This is a genomic window from Sulfitobacter sp. W002 (assembly GCF_025142135.1).
GTDB lineage: Bacteria > Pseudomonadota > Alphaproteobacteria > Rhodobacterales > Rhodobacteraceae > Sulfitobacter > Sulfitobacter profundi.
Genome location: NZ_CP081126.1, coordinates 2,477,546 through 2,500,769 on the forward strand (window position 1 = coordinate 2,477,546; position 23,224 = coordinate 2,500,769).

16 protein-coding genes are annotated in these 23,224 nt (G+C 63.9%); 5 read left to right on the plus strand and 11 right to left on the minus strand.

Features of this window, described 5'->3' with window-relative positions; genetic code table 11:
- Position 1 precedes the first annotated feature (1 nt).
- The 5 genes from K3758_RS12170 to K3758_RS12190 all read right to left on the minus strand — a co-directional run bounded on the left by K3758_RS12170 (position 2) and on the right by K3758_RS12190 (position 14,395).
- Complete coding sequence (locus K3758_RS12170) at positions 2-712, minus strand: 4'-phosphopantetheinyl transferase (RefSeq protein WP_259945289.1); 711 nt, start codon at positions 710-712, stop codon at positions 2-4.
- Positions 684-5,267 carry a MupA/Atu3671 family FMN-dependent luciferase-like monooxygenase gene (locus K3758_RS12175; RefSeq protein ID WP_259945290.1) on the minus strand — a complete coding sequence of 1,528 codons (4,584 nt, stop codon included), beginning with the start codon at positions 5,265-5,267 and terminating at the stop codon, positions 684-686. The genes K3758_RS12170 and K3758_RS12175 overlap by 29 nt, the downstream gene beginning before the upstream one ends.
- A complete protein-coding gene (locus K3758_RS12180) occupies positions 5,267-6,277 on the minus strand; it encodes a glycosyltransferase family 2 protein (protein ID WP_311201514.1) in 1,011 nt (336 codons plus the stop codon). Before K3758_RS12180 ends, K3758_RS12175 begins: the two co-directional genes overlap by 1 nt.
- Positions 6,274-12,723, minus strand: a complete 6,450-nt coding sequence (locus K3758_RS12185; protein WP_259945292.1) for a type I polyketide synthase — start codon at positions 12,721-12,723, stop codon at positions 6,274-6,276. The genes K3758_RS12180 and K3758_RS12185 overlap by 4 nt, the downstream gene beginning before the upstream one ends.
- A gap of 169 nt (positions 12,724-12,892) precedes the next feature.
- Positions 12,893-14,395, minus strand: a complete 1,503-nt coding sequence (locus tag K3758_RS12190) for a hypothetical protein (protein ID WP_259945294.1) — start codon at positions 14,393-14,395, stop codon at positions 12,893-12,895.
- Positions 14,396-14,545: 150 nt separating this feature from the next.
- Here K3758_RS12190 and K3758_RS12195 point away from each other — a divergent pair, with 150 nt between their 5' ends.
- On the plus strand, positions 14,546-15,292 hold the full coding sequence (locus tag K3758_RS12195; RefSeq protein ID WP_259945297.1) for a WecB/TagA/CpsF family glycosyltransferase: 747 nt from the start codon (positions 14,546-14,548) through the stop codon (positions 15,290-15,292).
- A gap of 3 nt (positions 15,293-15,295) precedes the next feature.
- Here the strand turns inward: K3758_RS12195 and K3758_RS12200 are convergent, their stop codons facing one another.
- From K3758_RS12200 to K3758_RS12215, 4 genes are read right to left on the minus strand one after another with little or no spacing between them, the layout of a single operon-like run.
- Entirely contained in the window at positions 15,296-16,228 is a 933-nt protein-coding gene (locus K3758_RS12200; protein ID WP_259945298.1) for a glycosyltransferase family 2 protein, read from the minus strand.
- Positions 16,225-17,316: a glycosyltransferase family 2 protein gene (locus tag K3758_RS12205; RefSeq protein WP_259945300.1), complete on the minus strand. Its 1,092-nt coding sequence runs from the start codon at positions 17,314-17,316 to the stop codon at positions 16,225-16,227. Before K3758_RS12205 ends, K3758_RS12200 begins: the two co-directional genes overlap by 4 nt.
- 43 nt (positions 17,317-17,359) lie before the next feature.
- Positions 17,360-18,385, minus strand: a complete 1,026-nt coding sequence (locus K3758_RS12210; protein ID WP_259945302.1) for a GGDEF domain-containing protein — start codon at positions 18,383-18,385, stop codon at positions 17,360-17,362.
- Positions 18,382-18,966: a heme NO-binding domain-containing protein gene (locus K3758_RS12215; protein WP_259945304.1), complete on the minus strand. Its 585-nt coding sequence runs from the start codon at positions 18,964-18,966 to the stop codon at positions 18,382-18,384. Before K3758_RS12215 ends, K3758_RS12210 begins: the two co-directional genes overlap by 4 nt.
- 206 nt (positions 18,967-19,172) lie before the next feature.
- Here K3758_RS12215 and K3758_RS12220 point away from each other — a divergent pair, with 206 nt between their 5' ends.
- Genes K3758_RS12220 through K3758_RS12230 form a run of 3 tightly spaced genes read left to right on the plus strand, consistent with a single transcriptional unit; the run spans position 19,173 to position 20,541 of the window.
- Positions 19,173-19,319 carry a hypothetical protein gene (locus K3758_RS12220; protein ID WP_259945307.1) on the plus strand — a complete coding sequence of 49 codons (147 nt, stop codon included), beginning with the start codon at positions 19,173-19,175 and terminating at the stop codon, positions 19,317-19,319.
- Positions 19,320-19,372: 53 nt separating this feature from the next.
- Positions 19,373-20,020, plus strand: a complete 648-nt coding sequence (locus K3758_RS12225) for a DUF998 domain-containing protein (RefSeq protein WP_409202606.1) — start codon at positions 19,373-19,375, stop codon at positions 20,018-20,020.
- Positions 20,020-20,541 carry a DUF421 domain-containing protein gene (locus tag K3758_RS12230; protein ID WP_259945309.1) on the plus strand — a complete coding sequence of 174 codons (522 nt, stop codon included), beginning with the start codon at positions 20,020-20,022 and terminating at the stop codon, positions 20,539-20,541. Before K3758_RS12225 ends, K3758_RS12230 begins: the two co-directional genes overlap by 1 nt.
- Before the next feature lie 7 nt (positions 20,542-20,548).
- On the opposite strand, the gene K3758_RS12235 is transcribed toward K3758_RS12230, so the two are convergent.
- Together K3758_RS12235 and K3758_RS12240 are read right to left on the minus strand one after the other, a co-directional pair.
- On the minus strand, positions 20,549-21,244 hold the full coding sequence (locus K3758_RS12235; RefSeq protein ID WP_259945311.1) for an HAD family hydrolase: 696 nt from the start codon (positions 21,242-21,244) through the stop codon (positions 20,549-20,551).
- Positions 21,235-21,519 (minus strand): DUF3572 domain-containing protein, encoded by a 285-nt coding sequence (locus tag K3758_RS12240; RefSeq protein ID WP_120351495.1) that lies wholly within the window; start codon positions 21,517-21,519, stop codon positions 21,235-21,237. The genes K3758_RS12235 and K3758_RS12240 overlap by 10 nt, the downstream gene beginning before the upstream one ends.
- A 97-nt stretch (positions 21,520-21,616) precedes the next feature.
- Between K3758_RS12240 and K3758_RS12245 the strand changes: the two genes are divergently transcribed.
- Positions 21,617-23,023: a diguanylate cyclase gene (locus K3758_RS12245; RefSeq protein ID WP_259945317.1), complete on the plus strand. Its 1,407-nt coding sequence runs from the start codon at positions 21,617-21,619 to the stop codon at positions 23,021-23,023.
- Positions 23,024-23,224 lie beyond the last annotated feature (201 nt).

The following is a 23,224-nucleotide window of genomic DNA, read 5'->3' on the forward strand; positions in this document are numbered from 1 at the left end:
ATCAAGCTCCTTTGCGATCAATCTGCCCAATCGCCACCCCGCTGACAAGGTGGCCCGCCACCGAAACGATCCGCCCCGGCAGCTTCTCGCCGCGCTTAAAGCGTTCAGTGTCTTGGGTAAATTGCGCGTCAAAAGCGGGGTTTTCGGCGGATAGGGTGACGTCCAGCCGATCAAAGCCAAAGAGCGTTTTGGTGAGCGGATATTGCGCCTTATAGGCCGCCTCCTTGGCGCAGAAGATGCGTTTGGCGGCGGCGAGATCAGCCCCCCCGAGGCGGGTAATCTCGGACGGAAGACAGATTTCTGCAATCAGGTCGTCGGGCAGCGGGCTGTCTTTTTCGATGTCGATGCCCAGTGCCATCACATCAGAGCACCGCGCCAGCACGGCGATGCACCACACATCGGAATGGCTGATCGAACCGGTCAGGCCCTGCGGCCAAACCGGCGCGCGGTCGGGCCTGGCCAGCACCGGCGCTGGCGGGTGGCCAAGGACCTGCATCGCCTCGCGTGCGGCGTGGCGTCCGGCGGTGAATTCGGCGACGCGCTTGGGCCGTGCACGTGCTATGATGGCGGCTTCGTCCCCCAGCAATGGCGGATGGGACCTGTCGATCTGTGTTACAGCAACGGCGACTGGCAGATCGAACAGACTGCGAACTGCGGTCTTGATCTCGGCCTCTGCCGTCACCTCAACCCCGCCCGCGGGCGCGCTCGGCACGCATGAGGCGACGTTTCGACATGGTTTCGGACCGGGCAGGCGTTTCGGCGGCTGGGGGCGCCTTGGGCGGTTCGGCTTTCTGGCCGTCCAATCCATCAATATGCGCCGCCAATCCCGCAAGGGTCGGGAAACGGAAGATATCGGTGATCGACAGCGCGCTGGCGCCCAAGGCTACCTTGATATCGCGATGCGCCTGCACCGCCAGCAGTGAATGACCCCCAAGAGCAAAGAAGTTATCGCTGCCGCGAATGTCCCCGATGCCCAAAAGCGCGCCCCAGACCTGCGCGATGGCGGCTTGGCTGCTGCCGTCTTGCGTGGCCGTCTGTGGCGCGGCGGCAGGTGCAGCACTGCGCTTGACCGGGGCGGGCAAGGCCTTGCGGTCAATTTTCTTGTTGGGCGTCAAAGGCATGGCGGGCAACGTTACGATGGCCTGTGGCACCATGATATCGGGCAGATGGGCGGCCAGTTGCCGCCGCGCCGCGTCGCTGTCGACCGTCGCATCGGCGACCACATAGCCGATCAGTTGCGCACCACCCGGCCCCGCATCATCGCGCAGCAGGGCCACGGCCTGACGCACCCCCGGCAGATCGGCCAGCCGTGCTTCGACCTCCCCAAGCTCAATCCGGTGGCCGCGTATCTTGACCTGCGCATCGGCGCGGCCTTCGAAATGCAGCACGCCGTCGGTGTCCATGCGCACCAAATCGCCCGTGCCATAGAGACGACCGTGGCCCGCGAAAGGGTCGTCGATGAAACGCGCGGCGGTCATCTCGGCCCGTTGCCAATAGCCCTGTGTCACGCCAGCGCCCCCGATCCAAAGTTCACCCGCCGCACCGATCGGCAGCACCTGCCGCGCGGCGTCAAGGACATGAACCTGCGTGTTGGCAATCGGTGTGCCGATGGGGGCCGTGGTGCTGTGGGTGTCTTGCAGCACATGGGTGGTTGACCAGATAGTGGTCTCGGTCGGACCATACATGTTCTGGATCTGTGCCGGCGTCGCCGCACGCAAGGCGCGCGCCAGCGTGCCGGGCAACGCCTCCCCCCCGACCATCAGCGCCTTTACCCTTGCCAAAGCGCCGCGCGCCTCATCGTTCATCACCATCATCTGCGCCATCGAGGGCGTGCATTGCAGATGGGTTACGCCGTGGCGCACGATCTGCGCGGCGATGGAGTGGTCGTCCTCTGCCGGTTGCCCACCCGCATTGGCGCCGCGCAGCACGTCGGCCAGCGGCTTCAGCCCCGCCATCACCTTGTCGGTGGGAATGCCATAGTCGATCAGGCAGGCGATCTCATCCACACCGATCCGCTTGAGTTGCTCGGCCCGCGCCAGCCCATCTGCCACGGTGCCAAACATGCCACTGTCGTTGAAATAGCGTTGAAAGGCGAACTCTAGGATCGCATCCATTTCCTCGGCTGAGACCCCTTCGAGGTCGATCTCAAACGGGTTCGTCGTGCCGGCCGGTTTCTTGAAGGCCGGAAAGGCCCAAGCGTATTGTTTGATCAGCCCCGCCGCCGAGCGCAGGTAGTCCTTCATGGGCGCGCGGGCGATTTCCTCGGCCTCGGCGCGGGTCTCGGCGAGATAGCTGTGCAACATGACGGTGACCCTGTGATCCGCCGGGTCATGGCCTGCACCGCGCAGGGCGTCGTGGTAGATCTTGATCTTGTCCACCACCTCTTCCACCGATTGGCCGAGCAGGTGGGTCAGCACATTGGCCCCGATTTCCCCGGCTTCTTTCCATGTCTGTGGATTGCCCGCCGTGGTGACCCAGATCGGCAGCCTGTTCGAGACCGGGCGCGGCTGCGTTACCACCGCGTGGGGCGTGCCATCGGCACGGAGGAATTCCACCGGCTCCCCGGCCCAGAGTTTGCGCAACTGGTCGATGGCGTCATACATCGCGGGCTTGTTCTGCGGCGGCGTGTTCTCAGGGCGCAGCACGAAGTCATCGGGCTGCCACCCGCTGGCGATGGCCAGTCCCACGCGCCCGTTTGTCAGGTTGTCGATCACCGCCCATTCCTCGGCGATCCGCGCGGGGTGATGCAGCGGGGCGACGCAAGACCCGGCCCGCACGTCAAGGTTCTGCGTCACCGCAGCCACGGCAGCGCCTGTGACAGAGGGGTTCGGATAGGGGCCGCCGAAGGCATGGAAATGCCGCTCGGGCGTCCAGACCGCGTTGAAACCGTTGGCATCGGCGAATCGCGCACCTTCCAGCAGCAGCTCGTATTTCTTGGGGCCGACACCGTCGTCATTGCCCCAATAAAACAGGTTAAAGTCGATCTTGCGGTCGCTTGTGGCGATCGGCCCGTTCGACATCAGCGCCCGGCTATCGTCGCCGGCCAACACCAGTTTGAACCCCCGCGCGAGGGTCCAGAACAGTTCCAGCACCGAGATATCGAAACTGAGGCTGGTGACAGCGAGCCAGACAGCGCCCGCCTCATGATCGATCCGGTCGTCCATCCCGGCAAAGAAATTTGCCACATTGCCGTGGCTGACCATCACGCCCTTGGGGGTCCCGGTCGAGCCGGAGGTATAGATCAGATAGGCAAGGTCATCCGGCCCCGCGCTGGCGGCAGGGTTCACGTCCGAAGCCGTGGCGAGGCGCGGGTCGCGGTCCAGCTCCAACACCTGCGCGCCTTGCGCGGGCAGGCTGGCGGAAAGGGCCGATTGCGTGACCACGACCGCAGCGTCACTGTCTGAAAGGTAATGCGCCAGACGGTCCGCCGGATAGGCCGGATCAAGGGGCACATAGGCGGCGCCAGCTTTCAGGATGCCAAGCGTGCCCACCAGCAGGTCCACCCCCCGTGCAACGCAAAGCGCCACCGGCATCCCCGGCCCGGCCCCCATGTCGCGCAGCACATGCGCCAATTGGTTGGCACGGGCGTTCAGCGCGGCATAGCTAAGCGTCTCTCCCTCGAACACCAGTGCGGGGGCCTCGGGTGTGCGTGCCACCTGCGCCTCAAAAGCGGCATGGATGGTGAGCGGTTCATAGTCACGCGTCGTCGCGTTGACGCGGGTCAGAAGCTGCGTCTCGGTCTCTGGAAGGGCCCAGACGGTGCCGCAATCCGCAGCCTCGGAGATGTTGGCGAAAGCCGCCTCAAACCGCGCGGCGAGGAGGTCGATCGCGGCATCGGTCAGTCGCGTGCTGTCGGCAAAGAGCCGCGCGCCCCGCGCCGTGAGGCAGAGGGTCAGCGCCGCGCCCGCGAGCGGTTCACTGTCAAAGGACAACGCAAAATCCGGGGTGCCAAGCGCTTCAATCGCCGGGTCGCGCAGCGGCAGATCACGCGCGAAACCTCCCGCGTCCTTCGCGCGGGCAAGTTGTGGTTCCACCTGTGCGATCAGTTCCGCCACGAGCAAGCCTGCCTCTGCCGCGATGGTGATCGGCAGCCAATCGGCGATCAGCGGCGCGGGTTCCCCTTTGCGGCTGAGGGCGATGCCGCCTTCTGTTGCCCCGGCGCTGCGCAGCGCGACAAGGGCTGCGGCTGCGGCCTGCTGCGAAAGGTCACTCCCCTGCGGCAGCGCGATCTCTCGCTCTGCCCATGTTGCTGCCGTTTCAGATGCGGTGGCCAAGAGGACCGGCAGCGCGTCAAACCCGGTCAAAGCGCGCCGCCAATGTGCCTCCTCAGCCGAGGCCGGAGCCCTGCCCGCCGTGTGGGGCACTTTATCACCGGGGGCAAAAAACTGGGCCGGAGCAATACTCTCACCCGCCATATCGCGCAGATCATAGAGGGCGACATGGGCATCGCGCGCCGCCACGACCACCCGCGTGCTGTCGACATCGACAACCTCGCCGGGGGTGCCGCCTTGGCCCGGCAGCACCTCCACGCGGGAAACGGCCAGCACCGTGCCTGCTGCGCCTGCGAGTTTTGCCGTGGTCAAGGGGTTCCAATAGGCCCCGAAATCCAAGCCACGGACCAGCGCGCTGATCTCTCCTGCGGTCTTGGTAAAGTCGATCAGCCCGCCGTTCTCGGGCCGCTTGTCCTTCGCGAAATAGCTGCGCTGGCTCAGGTCTTGGGCGATGCCTTGCAGCTTGCCGCTTTCCAACTGGGCCAGCACTGCGCCAAAGCTTTCCATCCCGGCGGCGTAGCATTTGGAGTTGAGGCTAAAGGCCGTCTCATCGGGCGCGATCTCTACCTCTCGCTGCGCCAACAGGTCGCCGGTATCAACGCCCGCCTCGATCAGATGCCAACTGACCCCATGCTGCGCCTCACCGTTGATGATTGCCCAAGCGGGTGTGTTCAGTCCAGCATAGCGCGGCAGGGGCCCATCGTGGAAATTGACCGCGCCACGTGTGGGCAGGGCCAGAACCGTCTGAGGGATCAGCCGCAGGTTGGCGATGCTCAAAAGCCAGTCGGCGGCCAGACCCATGGGCAACAGTTCTTCCGCATCGCGGCAGAGGACCAGCCCCTGCCCTTCGGCCCAAGCGCGTACCGTGTCATCTCGGGTGATTACGGCGGCGATCCGATGGCCGCCCGCCAACAGCATGTCACCGCAGGCGATGGTCAGAGATTCGTCGCCCATCAAGAGCGCGGAAAACGGGTCTGTCTTGAAGCTGGCGGTCATCAGCGGTCCTCCGTGGCGGGGCTACGGCTTGGGTCTTGGACGGCGGGGGCCGCGCGCCTCGCCGTGAGCGCATGGGCCGCGAGGTCACGGTAAAAACCGGGGGCGTCTTCTGGCTGGCGTCCGGTCAGCAGGCAGCGCAGGCGGTGCAGTCCGCCCCCGGCAAGCCGTGCACAGGTGGCCAAGGCGGCATAGGCGCGGCCATGATTCTTGGCGAAATAGCGGTGGCGACTGTCGAACCAATAGCGCGGCATCCGGCGCCATTCCTTCATCCCGGTCGAGACCGAGCCAACGTGAACGCAGCGCGCCTGCGGCACATACCAGCACTCCCACCCGGCCCGCGCGGCACGCAGGCAAAGGTCGGTTTCCTCATAATAAAGGAAATACGCTTCGTCGAAGAGACCGATCTCAGCCAGCATATCCCACCGCATCATGACACTGGCACCGGCCACCCAATCGACCTCTGCGGCCTCTTCCGGCAAGGGGGGGGCCACGACCGAGGCGGCCAGCAGGCGCGTCAGCGGGCCAAAGCGCGCGGCAGCTTCCAACTCGCCCGCGGCAGAGGGGAACCGGAAGGCCGTGGCATGGGGCAGATCATCCTCGCCGCGCACATGGCTTCCGGCCATCCCGGCGCGGGGATGGTTCTGTAGATGGCCCAACAGCGTCTGGATACAGCCCCGATCAAGGAAGGCATCCGAGTTCACCACATGCACGAAATCCGGCGCTGCCCCGTCGGACATCCCCGCCCGCATGGCAAGGTTGTTGCCCGCCCCGAAGCCACCGTTGCGGGGCGATGTAATTAGCCGCACCCGATTGCCCGCACCCCAGCCCCGCGCGGCAATTTCCTGCGCCAAGAGCGCGGCAGAACCGTCGCCGCTGTCGTTGTCAACGATCACCAATTCGGCATGGGCCTGGGGCATATCGGCCAAAGCGGCCTCAGCCGCACGCAGGGTCATCTCTGCGGTGCGGTAGTTGAGAATAATGACCAAAAGGCGGGGTGATTGTTGCATCATTCCGCCGCCGTGGCCTGAGGCTGATCAGCGGGCTGGTCGTGGCCTGCGCCTTTGGGCAGGGCCGCCGCGATCACCTCGGCGAGTTCCTGCGCCAAGACGGTCACATTCGGCGCCAGAACCATGCTCACATGGTCGCCCGGCACTTCGATCACCTGCAAGCGCGGCGCATATTGCCGCCACTGGTTGTCCTCATAGACATATTCTTTTTCCGCGGTGACATACTGCTCGGCAGATACAGCCCAATGCCGATCGAGCGGTGGTCGGAAAAGTGTCATCGGCCCGTCCCACTGGGGCGTTTCATAGCGCTCCATCGCGCGCAGGAAGGCCGCCTGAATGCGCAGACTGTTAAAGGAAGCCCCCCCCTCGCCATCGCCGCCCGCCTCCTGAGGCCCCCGGCGGCGCGCGCGCTCCCACGCCCAGCGGTTGCGCGCCCATTCAAGCAGATAGGCCGGGCCCTTCCGCCGCAGCTCTGCCAATTTGATATGCGCCTTGTCGATCTTGCTGAGCGTCGGGCGGACGGGCAGCGGCGTGTCGAGCATCGCCAGAACGGCCACCTCTTGCCCTGCCGCCTGCAACTGCTGCGCCATCTCATAGGCCGTGATCCCGCCGCCAGAGTATCCGGCCAGCAGATAGGGCCCTTGGGGCTGCAGCGCACGGATCTCGGCGATGTAGTCGGCCGCGGCGGCCTGCACCTCTTCGTGGGGGGCAGCGTCACCGATTAACCCACGGGCCTGCACACCATATACCGCGCGTTCGCCGCTGAATGGCAAGGCAAGGTGGCGCAGGTTCAGCACATTGCCGAACATCCCCGCCACCACGAAAAGCGGCGTTGCATCCTGCGGCGATTGATTGAGCGGTACGAGGTGGTCAAAGCGCTGCTGCGGGGCCGCCGCTGCCGTATCAGCCGCCTCCGTCTGCGCCAAATCCCCGCGCTCCGCCGCGATGAGCGCTGCGCATTTGGCGATCGTGGGAGCCTCGAACAGAACGGAGATCGGGAATTCCACCTTGAACTCGCGCTTGACCGCCGCAAACAGGCGGACAGCGATCAGGGAATGGCCGCCGAGGTCAAAGAAACTATCCTCAACCCCCACCGGGCTAACGCCCAAAAGGTTCGACCAAATCTCGGCCAGTTTCTCTTCGATCCCATTGCGGGGGGCGACGAAAGAACCGTCGAGATCGGGCCGCTCAAAGCTTTGCCCTTGGGCGGAGGCATCGGTCAGCGGCGCGTCGGCTTGGGCAATCAACGTCTGCAAGGGCAGCGAGGACACCATGACCTGTGGCGCATCCAGCGCCAGCGCACGGCGCAGGGCCTCTGGCCCTTCCTGCGCGCGGATACCTTGGCGCACCAGACGGGCCAAACGCTCTTCGGCGGGGCTGAAGCTGTCGGTGCTTTGGGCATCCTCAAAGACCACTTCGCGGGCCTCGGGCGGCGGCACCTCGGCAAAGGCCCCTTCGAGCCGTTTCATCGCGAAATCGCGCACATCGACAAGGACCGTTCCCTGCGCATCGGTGATCGTCACATTGAACCGGGCCAAGCCCTCCGCCGCCGATCCTTCGGCAAGCCGGACGTGCGAGCGGACCTCGGCAGGCAGCGGCGCGTGAAGCGTGATCTCACCATAAGACAGCGGCACCCAGAGGTGGCGCGCGGCATAGCCGGGGATCAGCGCCATGGCCCAACCGGTGGCGATGTCCATCAGACCGGGGTGCATCACATAGCCATCTGTTAGATCGCCCTGCGCGGCTTCGGGCAGCCGTAGCGCGGCGAGCCCCTCACCCTGTCCCAGAGCGGTGCGTTGCAGCACATGCCAACGCGGGCCGAATTTCAGATGCGCCTCTTGAACGGCGGGCAGACGGCCCCCGGGCGCGGCTTCGGCCACGTCCTCGCAACGGGCCGCGAGGGCAGCAAGATCGAGAGGGGGGGCCGTGCGCCTCGTGGGGGTCAATCGCGCTTGGACATGCAACTGCCACGCGGGCCTGCCATTGACCACACAGGCGCTGCACAACTCGGAGGCGAAACCTGCGCCCTCGGGGGTCAGGGTGATCTTGATCTTGCGCCGCGCCCCATCGGCCAGCGGCAGGGGACGCAGAAAATAGAGGTCTTGCAGCGTGAACCCCTGCAGCCCTTGAGCCTGCGCGGCTTCGGCCAAAAGCTCAATATAGCCTGTCCCCGGCATGATCGCGCGGCCATCCAAGGTGCGGTGCTGGTCGAGCAGCCAATGTGAGGTGGCGATCTCGGTGGTGAATTCCGGTACGCCGCTGTCGCCTGACCCTGCGGTTTCAAGCAGCGCCGCATTGATCGCGCGGGCAGGCAGCGCCACGGCACCGCCCCCCGCAAGCGTGTCAGCGGCCATGCCCACATCGGCCCAAACGCCCCAGTTCACCGCGACCACGCGGGTCTTCGCGCCGCGCCGCGATTGCGCAAAGGCATTGAGCCAGGCGTTCGCCGCCACATAGTCCACCTGCCCCGCCGCGCGACTGGCGGTAGAGGTCGAGGAAAAGAGCACCATCAGGTCAAGCGCGCCATCGGGCAACAGTTGGTCCAAGACCCGCAGCCCCTGCACCTTGGGGGCCAGCACCGCGTCAATGCCCGCGTCGGATTTGGCCAAGAGCGGCGCATCGTCCAGCACCCCGGCGGCATGGATCACCCCTGTCAGCCCCCCATGGCGGGCGGTCAGATCGTCGATCACCCGGCGCATCTGCGCAAGGTTGGTGACATCCGCGCGGGCCACTTCGACCGCCCCGCCCGACTGCGCCGCCTGCGCCTCAAGTCGCAGAACGGCACGCAGGCGGCGGGCCGTGGCATCGGCGGGGCCGTGACTGGCAAGGTAGCTGTCCCATTCGTGGCGCATCGGAAGCGCAGCGCGGCTCAGCAGGATGACACGGGTGCCCGGCGTCTCAAGAATGTCTGCCGCAAGGGTCAGCCCGATGCCCCCGAAACCGCCGGTGATGAGGTAATGTCCCTCCGGCTTCCACCCCGGCAAATCGCTTGGCGGTAGGCTGGCTGCGCGGTAGCCCAATTCATAGCGGCGGCCAGCACGATGGGCGACCTGAAGGTTGGCCGGGCTGGCCAAAAGCTCTTCGATCAGGTCACCGGGATCAATCACCGGCGCAGGGTCAGCTGGCTTCGCGAACCATCTTGCCGGCGCCACGGATAATGCGACGGGCAGGTCAATCTGGCTCGCCGTTAGCCCCGGCACCTCTCGTGCCATGACGCCAACGGGGCCAGAGATCAGCGCCTTTTCGGGATATGCCAGCCCCTCTTCCGCGATCTGCGCCCCACCGGTGGTGAAGACGTTAAGGTGCAAAGGCGCGTCAATCTCGGCCTCGGCCAAGGACTGCGCGAGCCACGTCAGGCTCCAGAACCCCTGTTCGATATTGCGGTCAAACCTGCTGGAGCCGGGGCGCGGGGCGACCTGATCATCGGTCAGCCAGAAATGCGCGATCCGGTCGGGCATTTGCCCTTCGGCCTGAAGCGCCGCGATCAACTGGTCATAACCCGACCGTCCCTGTTCGGGGGCCAGCGTGAAGTGATCCATGGTGACGCGGGCAAAGGCATCCCCCGCCGCGACCTGCACCACGCGATGCCCCTTGGCCCGCAACTGCGCGGCGGCCTCGGCCCCCGGCCCCGCCGTATCGGCGAAGACAAGCCAGTTCACCGGGCCGGAGAGCGCCATATCCCCTTCGGCGTAGCGCGGTTGCCAATGCGGCAGCGCGCCCCAATCGCTGATGTCATCCAGCCGTTGCAGCGGTTGCTCTGCGGGGCGGGTCGCGGCCTCTCCCGGTTCGATGAAATAACGCGCACGTTGGAATTGATAGGTCGGCAGCACCACGCGGTTGCGCCGTGCCTCGCCCCAGATCTGCGCCCAGTCAGCTTCGACCCCCGAGGCCCAAAGCCGCCCGATCACGCTGAGGAAATAGGCATCATCCGCGATTTCTTGCTCGGGGTGGCGCAACGAAGAAATCACCTGCCCCGGCGCCACATCCGCGTTCATCTGCGCCAAGGCGGAAAGCGCCTTGCCCGGTCCGACCTCTAGGAAGACCCGCCGCGCGTCAGCGCTCAACGTGCTGATACAATCGGCGAAATTCACCGTGTTGCGCAGCTGTTCGACCCAATAGTCGGGGTCCGCCGCCATCTGCGCCGTGATCCTCTTGCCTGTACGGTTCGACAGGAAGGGCATTTGCGGCGCGCGCAGGTCAAGCGTGGCAAGGAAAGCGCGGTATCGGTCGAGGATCGGGTCCAGCATCCGCGAGTGGGCTGCGATGTCGATGGCGATGCGCTGATGGTCGAGACCGGCAGCATCCAACCGTGCTTGCAGCGCCTTTAGCGCGTCGTCCGGGCCGGAGACCGCGATCAGTTCCGGGCCGTTGACGCTGGCGATATCAAGCCCCTCGCCCAGAAGTGGCGTGATCTGATCCAGCGGAGCGGAGATGCTGATCATCCCGCCTGCGGGCACCTCATCAAAGAGCCGTCCGCGCAGCAGGACAAGGTCGATGCATTCCTCAAAGCGCATCACCCCGGCAAGGCAGGCGGCGACATTTTCGCCCATGGAATGCCCCACCATCGCCGCGGGTTTCACCCCCCAAGAGAGCCAAAGCTGCGCCAGCGCGTATTCGACGATCATGATCAGCGGCAATTGCACCGAAGGACGTTTCAGCTTGGCCTCTGCCGCTGCGCGGTCTTTGGGCTCAGGCAGCCAGATCGCGCGGATGTCATACTCAAGCTGCGGCGCGAGATGGTCGAGCCCCCGGTCCATCCATTCGGCAAAGACCGGCTCGGTTTCATAAAGGTCGCGGGCCATATCGGCATATTGCGCGCCGCCGCCGGGGAACATGAAAACGACCTCAGCCTCGGGGCCAAGGTGGTCATGGGTAAAGACACGGCGGCTGTCGCCGCCTTCCAAAAGGGCCGCGGCTTCTTCATGGGTTTCGGCGACCAAGATGCGGCGTTGGTCGAAACCCCGACGGCCCTCTTTCAGGGTGAAGGACACATCGGCCAAGGGCTGTTCGGGATGCGCGCGCAGATGCGCCGCGAGGGCGGCGCTGTTGGCGTCCAACGCCGCTTTGTTCCGGCCCGAAAGGCAGAGCACATGGAAAGGGAAATCGCTTTCCTCGGACAGCGCACGGGCGGGGGCCTCTTCAAGGATCATATGCGCATTGGTCCCGCCGACACCAAGCGCGTTGACCGCCGCACGGCGCGGTGTGGCCGCCGCAGGCCAGTCATAGAGCCGGTCGTTCACGCGGAAAGGCGAGCCTTCGAAGGGAATCGCCGGGTTCGGCGCTTCATAGCCCAGCGAGGGGGGGATTTGCTGGTGGTGCAACGCCAGCGCCGCCTTGGCCAGCCCCGCCACGCCCGCTGCGGTGTCGAGGTGGCCGATGTTGGTTTTGACCGACCCGATGCGGCAGAAATCTTCGGCCTGCGTCTCGGCCCGGTAGGCTTGGGTCAGGGCGGCGACCTCAATCGGATCGCCTAGATAGGTGCCGGTGCCGTGGCATTCGATCATGCCGATGCTCTGCGCCGCCACGCCTGCATTGTCGAGCGCGCGGGCAATGGCCGCCGTCTGCCCATCAACCGAAGGGGCCAGATAGCCCGCCTTGGCCGCGCCGTCGTTGTTGACCGCCGAGCCTTTGATGACCGCCCAAATAGGATCCCCATCCGCAATGGCATCTTCCAACCGCCGCAGCGCCACTGCCCCTGCGCCAGAGCCAAAGACGGTGCCCTGCGCGCGGTGGTCGAAGGCGTGACATTCACCATCGGGGGAGAGAATTTCGTTCTCTTTGAACTCATAGCCCCTGCCCTGCGGCAGTTCGATCGTCACCCCGCCCGCCAGCGCCATGTCGATTTCACCCGCCCGCAGCGCCTGCGCGGCATAGTGAATTGCCACCAGCGAAGTCGAACAGGCGGTTTGCAGGTTGATCGAAGGGCCTTTGAGGTCAAGCACATGGCTGACCCGGGTCGAGAGGAAATCTTTGTCGTTGCCGGTATGCCGGAGCAGGAACATGCCGACATCATCGACCAGATCGGGGTTCGAGCAGATGTTGAAATAGAAATAGCTGCCCATGCCACAGCCCGCATAGACGCCGACGGGGCCAGAGAGGCTTTCGGGCATATGCCCCGCCTGCTCCATCGCCTCCCAAGCGACCTCAAGAAATTTGCGGTGCTGCGGGTCGAGGATGGCGGCGTCTTTTGGGGAGAATCCAAAGAACTCGGCGTCGAACATGTCGTAGCCGGGCATCTCGGCGGTGACGGGCACGTAGTTTGGCCGGGCCATACGTTCGGCGCTCTCTCCGGCGGCGCGCAGCTCGGCCGCGTCGCGCCGTTTGAGCGCACTCACGCCATCGCGGAGGTTCGCCCAATAGGCGTCGACTCCTTCGGCCCCCGGCACGTTCACCGACATGCCGACAATCGCGATATCATCGCGTGCAAAAGTTTTGTCTGTGCTATTCATTGCGACACATGTCCCATCGCCCGTTCGACTACAGTGATGAGCCTTCAAGGTTCAATTTAAGCTTCGGGTGCAGCATACAACAGGAAAATTTGTCAGAAATGAGCCCAGAAAGTGCACTTGGGTCTATTCTGGACAAAATCACTTCACGGAACAGTGAGCAGATGCCAGTTCAGAAAACCGTCCGCTTTGCCTGCAACGCGGGATTTGCGTTGGCATCAAGTGCGGTCTGCCCCCTGCGCGCCGCCGCCAGCCCCTCGGCATGACCGAGGATCGCCCCGGCCGTAAGCCAAGTAAGCGGCGTCAGCGTGGCATTAAGCAACATGTCCATCATGGTAATGCCAAGGATCAAAAGCAGCGGCGCGATCCAAGGGGATAGGCCCGCATCCCCCTGTCGGTAAAGGTGTAGCCCCATCAGAAAGATCGGCAGCGCCAAAAGACCCATTTCGCCAAGGTACCCGACCCAGCCGAAAGTGCCGAAAACAATGATCCAGCGGCCGTCCGGGATCGATAGGATATTGCCGTTGGTCGCATCCCGGATCAGGTTGCGCCCCCATCCACCCCAGCCGAACCACGGCTTTTCAGCGGCCCGCGCCAGCAGCCGTTCTTCGTTCATGAACCGGTAACCAAGCGACTGCGCCCGGTCCGCGCTGATCGCCTCGGCCTGCGCGAGGATAGCATCGAGCGGCACCAGCCCGGCATTGCGCAGCATCGGATAGATCACCGCCACCGCCGCAAAAACCACCGCCAGACGGATCTGCCAGCGCGCCGGGACCAGCAGCACCATCGGCACCAAAAGCAGCGCATAGGCGATGGAGGCAAGGCTTTTGCACAGCAGCAGAACAACGCCCAAATAAGCCGCCAACAGCAGCATTTTCCAACGGTCGATCACCGGGGTCTGCCGCGCCAGCGCCACCGCCGACAACAGCGCGATACACATGAAAATCGCCAGCCACAGCGCATGCGGTAAAAACACGATAGGCCGGAAACCACCATTGCGCATCATCTGCTCAAAGGAGTGCTGAAAGAACCCGTAAATCCAGGTGTTTAGCTGCGGAGAGAAACGAATTTCAAAGAGCGAGGGCACGGAATAGATAAGCCCGCCGATCATAAAGGCCAGCAACAGCTCGCGCAGGCCCTCTTCGTCCGCAAGGAACTGCCGCGCCAGCAAGAAGGGCACCAGCATCAGCATCTGGCCGATCAGGACCGACCCGATGTCGCGGATCGACAGACCCGGCAGGGCATCCACCGGAAAGAGGATCGGCTCAAACCCGCGGATTGCCTGAAACAGGATTGGATCGCCATTGGTCAGCACCGTGGGCACAGCGGAAAAGACCAGCCCCACCACCAAGAACCCCGCCAAACGAGAGGCGGGCCAAAGCTGCAGTTTCTCCTGCGTGCCCAGCCAGATGATCAACAAAACGCTCAGGTTCGGGATCGACACTTTGTCGAGGCCCGGCACCAGCGGCAGGTTGAATTCGGCCAGCGGCGGCAGGAAAAGATAGCCCCCCAAGATCGACCAGATCAACGCCCGCTGCAGCGGCAGGTTGCGAAATAGCCCCAGACAGACGAAGGGCCAGATCAGCAGCATCAGATAGGCGACGGGATTTGGCATGATGTCCTTCGCAAAAGCCGAGCGAATGCGCGGCAGGATGGGGCGGGGCGAAAATACCATCTGGCCCCGGCCCTGTCATCCCGCTAGTTTTGCGGCAGGTTCGATCTGGCACGGGCGTGGTTGATAGATGGCATGTGAAATCAATTACATAAAGCGTTCCCCCTCCTCCCTTGCGCCTGTCGGTGGCAGCCTAAAGGCGGGGCGCGCGGTATGAAGTATGGCAAGGGCGATGCCGCGGTAGTGGTTAATGTGGCAACAAGGGCCGCATTGTTTCAAGCCCTGCGCGCGCGCTTTGCCAAGGGCCAAGGATTCGCGCTTGCCACGCTCAACCTCGACCATCTGACCAAACTGCCCCGCGATGCGGGCTTCGCCGCCGCTTATCACGCGCAGGATCTGATCGTGGCCGATGGCCGCCCCGTTGTCTGGCTGTCGCAATTGGCCAAGCAGCCGGTTGCCTTGATGCCCGGCTCTGATCTGATCATCCCGCTTTGCGAAATGGCCGCCGAGCAATCGCTGCCCATCGCGGTCTTCGGCAGTGATGAGGAAGCCCTTCACGGAGCCGCAGCGGCCCTGCGGGCCCGTGTGCCGGGGCTGGAGATTTGCCACATCGCCGCCCCGCCGATGGGCTTCGACCCCGAAAGCGCCGAGGCGGATACCGCCCTGCACAACATCGCCAACAGCGGGGCGCGGCTGTGTTTTCTGGCGCTAGGTGCGCCCAAACAAGAGATCCTCGCCGGGCGCGGGCGTGAGGTTGCGCCGGGGGTGGGGTTCGCCTCTGTCGGGGCGGGATTGGATTTTTTGGCCGGGCGGCAGCGCCGTGCGCCGAAATGGATGCGGATGCTGGCTTTGGAGTGGTTTTGGCGTGCCCTGCAGAGCCCGGCGCGGATGGTGCCGCGCTATGCGCGCTGTTTCGCGATCCTCCCGCGCCTGACGCTTGAGGCTTGGCGGACGCGCTAGGCGTCAGCGGTATTCGATGATCCGCCCATCGCGGCGCATGTGATACTTGAGCACGCCCAAGGCTTCGGGGAACTTGCCCAGCAGGGTGAAAAAGCCCCAAGCCGCCCCGCCGCGCCAGATCAACCGCAAGAGTTGCAGTGGGTAGAGCAGCATCAGCCCGACTGCGGCCCACGGCAGCAACAGCGCCAGCAGCAAAATCACCGCAGGCAAAAGCGCGCCCCAAAGTACGGCGCGCCGCGTCTCGGCCACCCAATGGCGATCGGGACCAGCGCCATGCAGCGCCGCCCCTTCGGCAAAGGCGTGACCAGCACGCAGGCTGCGCCGCCACCACTGGCTGAACCGGGTGATCTGCGCGTCATGCCATGTCATCTCGGCGTCGAGCCGCCATATCTGCCAACCCGCCCGGCGCAGCCGCTGGCACAGTTCTGGTTCTTCTCCGGCGATCATCTCTGCCCGGTAGCCACCCACGGCGCGCAGCGCCTCAAGCCGTATCAGCGCATCGCCACCACAGGCGCGCGCCTCGCCCGGCGGCGTGTCCCATTCTGCGTCGATCAGACTGTTGTAAATCGAGGTTTGGGGATGTTCCTCGCGCCGTCTGCCGCAGACCACGGCGAGTTGAGGATGCGCGCTCAGTTGGGCCTCAGCCGCCGCCAGCCAGCCGTCCCGCAGGATGCAATCGCCATCGAGGAATTGCACCAGCGTGATCCCCTCGGTCAATGCCGCCACGCCCGCATTGCGGGCTCGCGCGGCGGTGAAGGGCTGCTGCATGTCCAGTTCGACCACTTCCGCGCCCAGCCCCCGCGCCGCAGCGACGGACCCATCGGTTGAGCCGCTGTCGACATAGACAATCTGTGCCACCTGCCCCGCCAAAGCCTGCAAGGATCGCTCCAACCGGGCGCCTTCGTTGCGTCCGATGACAACGGCGCCGATGCTCATGCGGCATGCTCATCACGCCAAGCGGCGACATGGGCGCTGTAAGCGTCGGAGGGCACCAGAAAGCCCGCGCGGTACAGAAGTTCGACCCGGTTCCAGCGCCGCGCGTCCAGCGAGAAGAGCGAGACATCGGGGTTTTGCCCGATCACCGCCATGCGGCGTGCGTCTTCTCCATGCGCCAGATTGCCTGCGCCCAGCGTCTCGGCATCCCGGGCGGCGGCGTCATTGGCGAACTTGTAGTGTTTGATCACTGCCGTCATATCCGCCACGCGCAGCCCGCAGGACAGATGCGGATGCCGCGCCGGTGTGACCTCTGGCCCGTTGAAGATCAGCGGGTGTTTCGTCAGGCAACAGTTCTCGCCAAAGACCTTGCCGCGCACCCCGCCAAAGGCGAACTTCACCGCATCGTTGGAAAGATCATTGTCGGCCAGCAGCGCGGAGAACGGAATCTCGGGGCTGTGGTAGTCGGTTTTGCGCACCGCGCTGATGTCGTAATAAAGAAAGGATTGCAGCGCTTGTTTATAGGGCACCCCCGCCGCGGCAGCGAGGCTGGTTTTGGGAAACATCTCAAGCATCTGCGCCACCAAGGCGGTATAGCCCTGCCGGTCGAGATAGGCGGTCAGCCCCTTGATGCCAATCTGGCTGCGCCCTTCGAAATCGAAAATCTCGTCCATATCGACATAGAGACACCAGCGATTTCTACCGTAGGTCTGCGCGGGATACTGGCGGATCAGGTCTTCGTACCCGGCCAGCGGCAGGGTGCAGCGGTCGATCACCGTGCCTTTCTGCGCTTTGATCCGGGCGATGGTGTCATCGCGCGAGCCGTTGTCGATGAAAACGAAATGTTGCACGCCCATGGCGCGGTAATGGCGAAAGAAGGCGTCGAGGTAATAGCTGCCATCGCGCACCAAGGCGATCAGCACCACCTCACCCGGGGCCACGTCCAGTTTGCTCGGCCCATGCAGATGTTGCAAGGAGGCCGCAAAGCGCGCACGGCGGCGGGCGTCATGCAGGCGTTGGCGCAGGCGGCGGAGCAGATGCAGGGGCGATTTCATGCCGTTGTGATACGACAGGCAATCTGCGCGGTCCACTGCCGCCATGCCTTTCTGATCCGCGCGACAACGCCCCGAGCGATTAGCTGCCACCGTTTTGACCGGGCGCGACGGCGGGCCCGGCCACCGCACGCAGGGCGGGGTCAAAGAACGTGTGGCGCGCGCGGCCAGCGTGTTTCGAGGCATAGAGCGCGGCATCTGCATTGGCCAGAACCACCTCGCGCGGTTGCCGGTCGCCGCGCTGGATCCAGACCGTGCCGATGCTGGCGGAAACCTTGCAGACCTCGCCCTTGTAGCGGATTGGCTCTTCAAGCCGGTCGATGATCCGCTGGCCGATCCGCCGCAATATGCCCTCGCCCCGGACATCGGGCAGAACCACGGTGAACTCATCCCCGCCCAACCGCACCACCATGTCAGAGCTTCGGGTTTCTTGTTGCATAATCCGGGCGACGACTTGCAGCACATGATCGCCCGCGGCATGGCCCAGACTGTCATTCACCGCCTTGAAGTAATCGAGATCGACATGCATCACCGCGAACCCCTCTCCGGCAGTGATCAACCGCTCCAGCACCGCGTTCAGCGCGCGGCGGTTTTTTAGCCCGGTCAGCGTATCGGTAAAGGCCTGTTCTTCTGCCGTGATCCGCGCCTCTTGCAGGCGCAGGTTCAGGCGACGGGAGGCCTCCATCGCGGCGGATTTCGCCTCCATCAGATAGAGCATCTCGATCGCCAGATCGGTGGCGGCGAAATCCGCATTGGTCAATGCATAGTCCTGCACCCCGTCGAAAATCGAAATCCCGAAAGAGAGGTTCACGATCAGCCGCCGATCCCCCAAGGGAACCAGCAGCCCCTTCAGCTCGGTCCGGGGGGAATCGCGAAAGGCGAGGTGCAGCTTTACCCCCGTGGCCCGGTGCAGGTCTTTCATCCCGTCAATCCCGCGGGGCCGCTTAACGGTGACGGTTTCCAGAAAATGCCGCCCCGCCAGCGGGGACTGCGGGCGCAGCTTTTGGATCGTCGGCCCGGCGTGGCGGATCTCGCCATTGGCGGACAACAGCAGATGCATCGGACATAGCTTGTCCAGAACCGCCGGATCATGGCACCCTACGCTCATGCCCGCGCCCCAAGCTCAAACCGGCGCCCTTCCGAGAATTCGGCTTCGACCAGAATGATCTTCAGCACCTCGATGCCATCCGATCGCCCGCAGTGCTCCAGCAGCACCAGCGCGCCATAGTCATCGGCCATGGCCCGCAAGACCCCCATCATAAGGGAGCCATAGCCAACGAGCGGGGCTTCGCAGATCAAGGAATACTGGCCATCGGGGTCTTCGCGCAGTTCGACCCAAGGCAGATGCAGTTCGGATAGGGCAAGGCGCGTCCGGTCCGGCAAATCGTCGAGCGATTGCAAAAAGTCACTGAAGCTCACCCCGCCAAAGCGCAGCAAACGCCGCACGGCCTCATAGCCCGGTTGCGCCACAAGGAAGGTGCCGACGTCTTCCATCACCTCGGCCCGGGGCCGGTCCAGCACGCCGCAGACCGCCTCAAGGACAGCCGGAGTGATGTGATCCGAATAGGTCAGCATCGCCTCGAATTCGGTAAAGTCCAACCCGGCCCGAGAGGCCACCTCGGCCCAAAGTCTCTGCCCGTAGTTGGCACAAAAGTAGTTCTGAATGCTGCGGTTGATAAGCCCGTGCATGACTGCCTCATTCCCATTTTTCCCGAGAGCAGATTGCCGTTGCAGTGGTTAAGATTGGCCTGATGAATACAGTTGTCAGGAAATTGCGTTGCCCACCGGCCGCCCAAAGACCGGAACCGCACCCGGAACCGCCGCCACATTCCGCGCGTTCGGTATTGGAGAGAGGAGGCGCCCCGCCTCTCCCCCATCCAGTGAGGAGCGTATCCATGAGCGATGATCCCAAACACCCGAAGGACGATGACAAGACACCGCCCAAGAAGCCTCAAAAAGACCTGCACCGCCCTGAGGCCACATTGGACGAAGCCCCCGCAGGAAGCCCCAACGCCGAAGAACGCTCGCGGCTATCGGACTGAGGGTCTGGGTCTGACCTTGGTGTCAGACCTCAAGTAAAAAAGGGTGTCGCAATATGAGCAATCACGTCACAGCCCCCCGGCAGCATAGCGCGCCGGGGTTTATGGTTTGTCTGGGCTGGGTCGCCATCCTTGGCTGTGTGATATTCGCCGTCTCGATCCTGATCGCGGATTTTGTGGTGCCGAATCATGACTGGATCGCCGACACGATCAGCGATCTGGGTGCGGGGCGGTATGAATTCATCGTCGACATCGGCATCTATGCCTTCTCCACCGCGCTGATTGCCTGTGCCTTGCTTTGTGCCCATGTGCATTTCGGCGATCGGTGGTGGAGCATCGCCACCATTGGCCTCGCCCTTCTGGGGCTCATTGTCTTTCTGGTCGGCGCAAGAAACGAATACGGGGACCGCGATTCCGATGGCGTGGTGATCCATGTCTATCTGGTCTACGCGCTTGGGCTGATTATGCTCGCCGTGCCTTGGCTGCTGTCGAAAGGTTTCGCTGATATCTCTGCGTTCCTTGCCAAGGCGCTCAAGGTCATCTCGCTTCTGTGGCTGGTCTCCGCCCCGCCGTTCTTCTTCCTGCCCACCGGGATCGACGGCATCTATGAGCGCTATCTGGGGCTGATTGCCATGGCGATGGTGGTGCTTTTGGGGCGGTTCTTTATCCAGCGGGGCAAGGCATTGAACGGGGGGCACGGGTGATGTTTTTCGACCACATTCCGCTTGATATCCTCGCCCGGGCGCTCTTTCTTTCTGCCATTGCGCTGACTTGGGTGATCTTTGTGGTCCGCGTGATCGGGCTGCGCACTTTTTCAAAGATGACCGCCTTTGACTTCGTCGCCACGGTCGCCACAGGCTCGCTGCTTGCCGGGGCCTGTCAAGCCACCACTTGGCCAGAGTTTGCGCAGCCGACCTTAGCCATTTCCGCCCTGCTTGGTGCGCAATTCGTCATCGCACGGATACGGCAAGCCTCTGACCAATTCGAAAAAGTCGTGCAGAACGAGCCTGTGATCCTGATGCGGGACGGTGAAATTTTCGACGCCGCCCTAAGCGAAACCCGCGTCGCGCGCGCCGACCTGATTGCCAAGCTGCGGGAGGCCAATGCGCTGCGCTTTTCGGAGGTGCGTGCCGTTGTGTTGGAGACGACGGGCGATATCTCGGTCCTGCATGGGGATACCCTCGAAGAGGGAATTCTTGAAGGCGCGCGGGTGATCAAGGATTAAGCCAGCCTTAGATCAACCGCCCCGGCAAATGGCCGATATCCGGCAGGACCAGATCGGCGTGCGGGGCGAGATCTTCTGCTGTGGCCGGTCCGGTCAACACCGCGATCCGCCCCATGCCCGCCACGCGCGCGGCTTCTAGATCATGAATGCTGTCGCCGACCATCGCGATGGAGGAGGCCGGCAGGCCCACATGCGTCGCAAAGGCGTGCAACTGCCCCGGTGATGGCTTGCCCCCATGCCCACTGTCGAACCCTGCGATAAAGTCGAACATATCAACCACCCCCGCCGCCAGCAGGTGCGCCCGCGCGGGGTGTTCCGCATCATTGGTCGCCACGCCGAGGCGCAGCCCCCGATCGCGGAGCCCTTGCAAAAACGGTCTGAGCGGCACCGCCTCGCGCTGCGGCGCGCGGGCCGCCTCGGCATTGATTAATTCTAGAAGGTCCGAAGGCGGCCGTTCAGGGAAATGCGGGGCCAAGGCATCGACCACCTGCTGCGGCGTGCCAGCGATGGCGATACTGTCTGGGGCAAAGCGGCGGGTGGCAAGGTCAAATCCAATGTCTGCCCCGACCCGCGCGGCCAATTCACGCCCCCCATCACAGACCCGCAGCAAGAAGGCTTCGGCCCAAGGTTCCCAAGTCGCGGCAAAGTCAAAAAGGGTGCCGTCCTTGTCAAAGAGCAGACCCTTAACGTTTCTTAAGTCCAATGCACCTGCTCCCCACCGGGCAGCGCCGCGCGGGCTTGCATGATCCGTTCATAGGGTATCGCCAGATGGTCGCAAAACCCGATGACCCAGGCGTCGTCCATCATCAGAAAATCCAGCACAGCGCCTAGGAAAATAGGGTCGCTGGCCTGTTTTGTGAGGTCCGCCTCGGACGCGCCCGTGCTGCCCAGAAACACCGGCAACAGATCATCATTCGCCGCGAGCCAGCCCAGCGCCTGAAGCGCCAAAGTTTCGGCGGAGTCTTGGGTATAGGACATTGAAAACCGTCTTTTGCTAAAGGTTGGAAACCCTTTGTTAACCATTAAGGGGCAAAGACAGTCTCATCAAACTGATTTGTACGGTGAAGGAGCTGTCGTGCAAGGGACCATCCTTATTGCAGATGCGATTGCAACCAATCGGATCGCCCTCAAGGTCAAGCTCTGTGCGGCATACTATCACGTCGTGCAGGCAGAGAATATGGAAGAGGCTTTGACCTGCGTGCGGGACAACCCGCCGGATCTGGTGATCTGTGCCCTGACCCTTCCGGGTGGCGGGGCGGCGGACCTATGCCGCGCGCTCAAAGCCTCTGGCGATAGCGCGCAGCTTCCGGTGCTGGCCATCGGCAACGGCGATCAAGCGGTGGATAGATTTGCCGCGCTCGAAGCGGGGGCGAACGACGTGTTGCTCAAACCGCTTGATTGCACGCTGTTGCTGGGCCGGGCGCGCAGCCTCATTCGCGCCCGTAATGCGGCAGACGAATGGGAAATGCGCGATGATACGTCACGCGCGCTCGGGTTGGCGGAACCCGCGGCTGAATTTACGGCGGAATTCACAGCCCGCAGCCACTGTGTGATCATCCATTCCGACAGCGCGATGAGCGTGAATTGGGCCAAACACCTCCGCCCCCAACTGCGCGCGCGCCTCACCCTCGCCAACCCGGAGGAGGCCATTCGCGCCGCCGCCGCAAATGGGCCGCCAGACGCCTTTGTACTGGTCCTGCCTCAAGCTCCCGTGCCTGCCACGGCGGCTCTGCGCCTGATCTCGACCCTGCGCGCCAACGCGCAGACCCGCCACACCGGGCTGCTGGTGGTGCAACTGGCCCCCGATGCAGCACTTGCCGCCACTGCCCTTGATCTGGGGGCGGACGATCTGATGACCGAAGGCTTCAACCCCGCGGAAATGGCCCTGCGTCTTCATGCGATCTTGCGGCGCAAACGGATGACGGACCAACTTCGCGATACGGTACGCACAGGGCTGAAGGCTGCCGTTTTCGACCCTCTGACGGGGCTGCACAATCGCCGCTATGCCCTGCCCCATCTGGATCACATCGCGGAACATGCCCTTGAAACCGCCCGCCCTTTTTCGGTGATGGTCGCCGATCTGGATCATTTCAAAGGCATCAATGACCGCTATGGCCATGCCGCGGGGGATTCGGTGCTGGTGCAAACGGCGGAACGTCTGCGCAACAATCTGCGCGGCATGGACCTTGTCGCGCGGATTGGCGGGGAGGAATTCCTTATCGTCATGCCGGGGACCAACCTTGCGGATGCCGAAAAAACGGCGGCGGCGATCTGTGCCGATATCGGCAATCGCGGCTTCGTCGTTCCCGGCACTCCCCTACCGATACATGTGACCATCAGCATCGGTCTCTCCGTCGGCCCGATGGAGGAAGAGGGCCGCCCGCTATCCTCGGAAGCGTTGATGGCTCAGGCAGATCAGGCCCTCTACGCGGCGAAAACCCACGGTCGAAACCGGGTGAACCTGAGCCGCCCCGCGGCTTGAACCTGAGGCCCAGAACGAAACCGGGACCAAAGGCGCCGGACGCCCTTCTGTCGGGCAAGTGTCAGTCGCATTCGCGGCGCCGGTTGCGTTTAGGACAAGACGAAAGTCCTTTTGGGGGTGTTAGGTTCGCATAGACCACTGTCCACCGCCGGGTCTTCGTAAGCAGGCAATCGCAATCAACGTCCCCTGCGACGACGGTCA

What these genes read in the sequence shown, in the direction of transcription:
- K3758_RS12200 (WP_259945298.1), bottom strand. Translation starts at nt 16,228, where the DNA reads ATGAGCATCGGCGCCGTTGTCATCGGACGCAACGAAGGCGCCCGGTTG.
- K3758_RS12230 (WP_259945309.1), top strand. Translation starts at nt 20,020, where the DNA reads ATGTTTTTCGACCACATTCCGCTTGATATCCTCGCCCGGGCGCTCTTT.
- K3758_RS12185 (WP_259945292.1), bottom strand. Translation starts at nt 12,723, where the DNA reads ATGAATAGCACAGACAAAACTTTTGCACGCGATGATATCGCGATTGTC.
- K3758_RS12240 (WP_120351495.1), bottom strand. Translation starts at nt 21,519, where the DNA reads ATGTCCTATACCCAAGACTCCGCCGAAACTTTGGCGCTTCAGGCGCTG.
- K3758_RS12220 (WP_259945307.1), top strand. Translation starts at nt 19,173, where the DNA reads ATGAGCGATGATCCCAAACACCCGAAGGACGATGACAAGACACCGCCC.
- K3758_RS12215 (WP_259945304.1), bottom strand. Translation starts at nt 18,966, where the DNA reads ATGCACGGGCTTATCAACCGCAGCATTCAGAACTACTTTTGTGCCAAC.
- K3758_RS12210 (WP_259945302.1), bottom strand. Translation starts at nt 18,385, where the DNA reads ATGAGCGTAGGGTGCCATGATCCGGCGGTTCTGGACAAGCTATGTCCG.
- K3758_RS12180 (WP_311201514.1), bottom strand. Translation starts at nt 6,277, where the DNA reads ATGATGCAACAATCACCCCGCCTTTTGGTCATTATTCTCAACTACCGC.
- K3758_RS12225 (WP_409202606.1), top strand. Translation starts at nt 19,373, where the DNA reads ATGAGCAATCACGTCACAGCCCCCCGGCAGCATAGCGCGCCGGGGTTT.
- K3758_RS12190 (WP_259945294.1), bottom strand. Translation starts at nt 14,395, where the DNA reads ATGGTATTTTCGCCCCGCCCCATCCTGCCGCGCATTCGCTCGGCTTTT.
- K3758_RS12195 (WP_259945297.1), top strand. Translation starts at nt 14,546, where the DNA reads ATGAAGTATGGCAAGGGCGATGCCGCGGTAGTGGTTAATGTGGCAACA.
- K3758_RS12175 (WP_259945290.1), bottom strand. Translation starts at nt 5,267, where the DNA reads ATGACCGCCAGCTTCAAGACAGACCCGTTTTCCGCGCTCTTGATGGGC.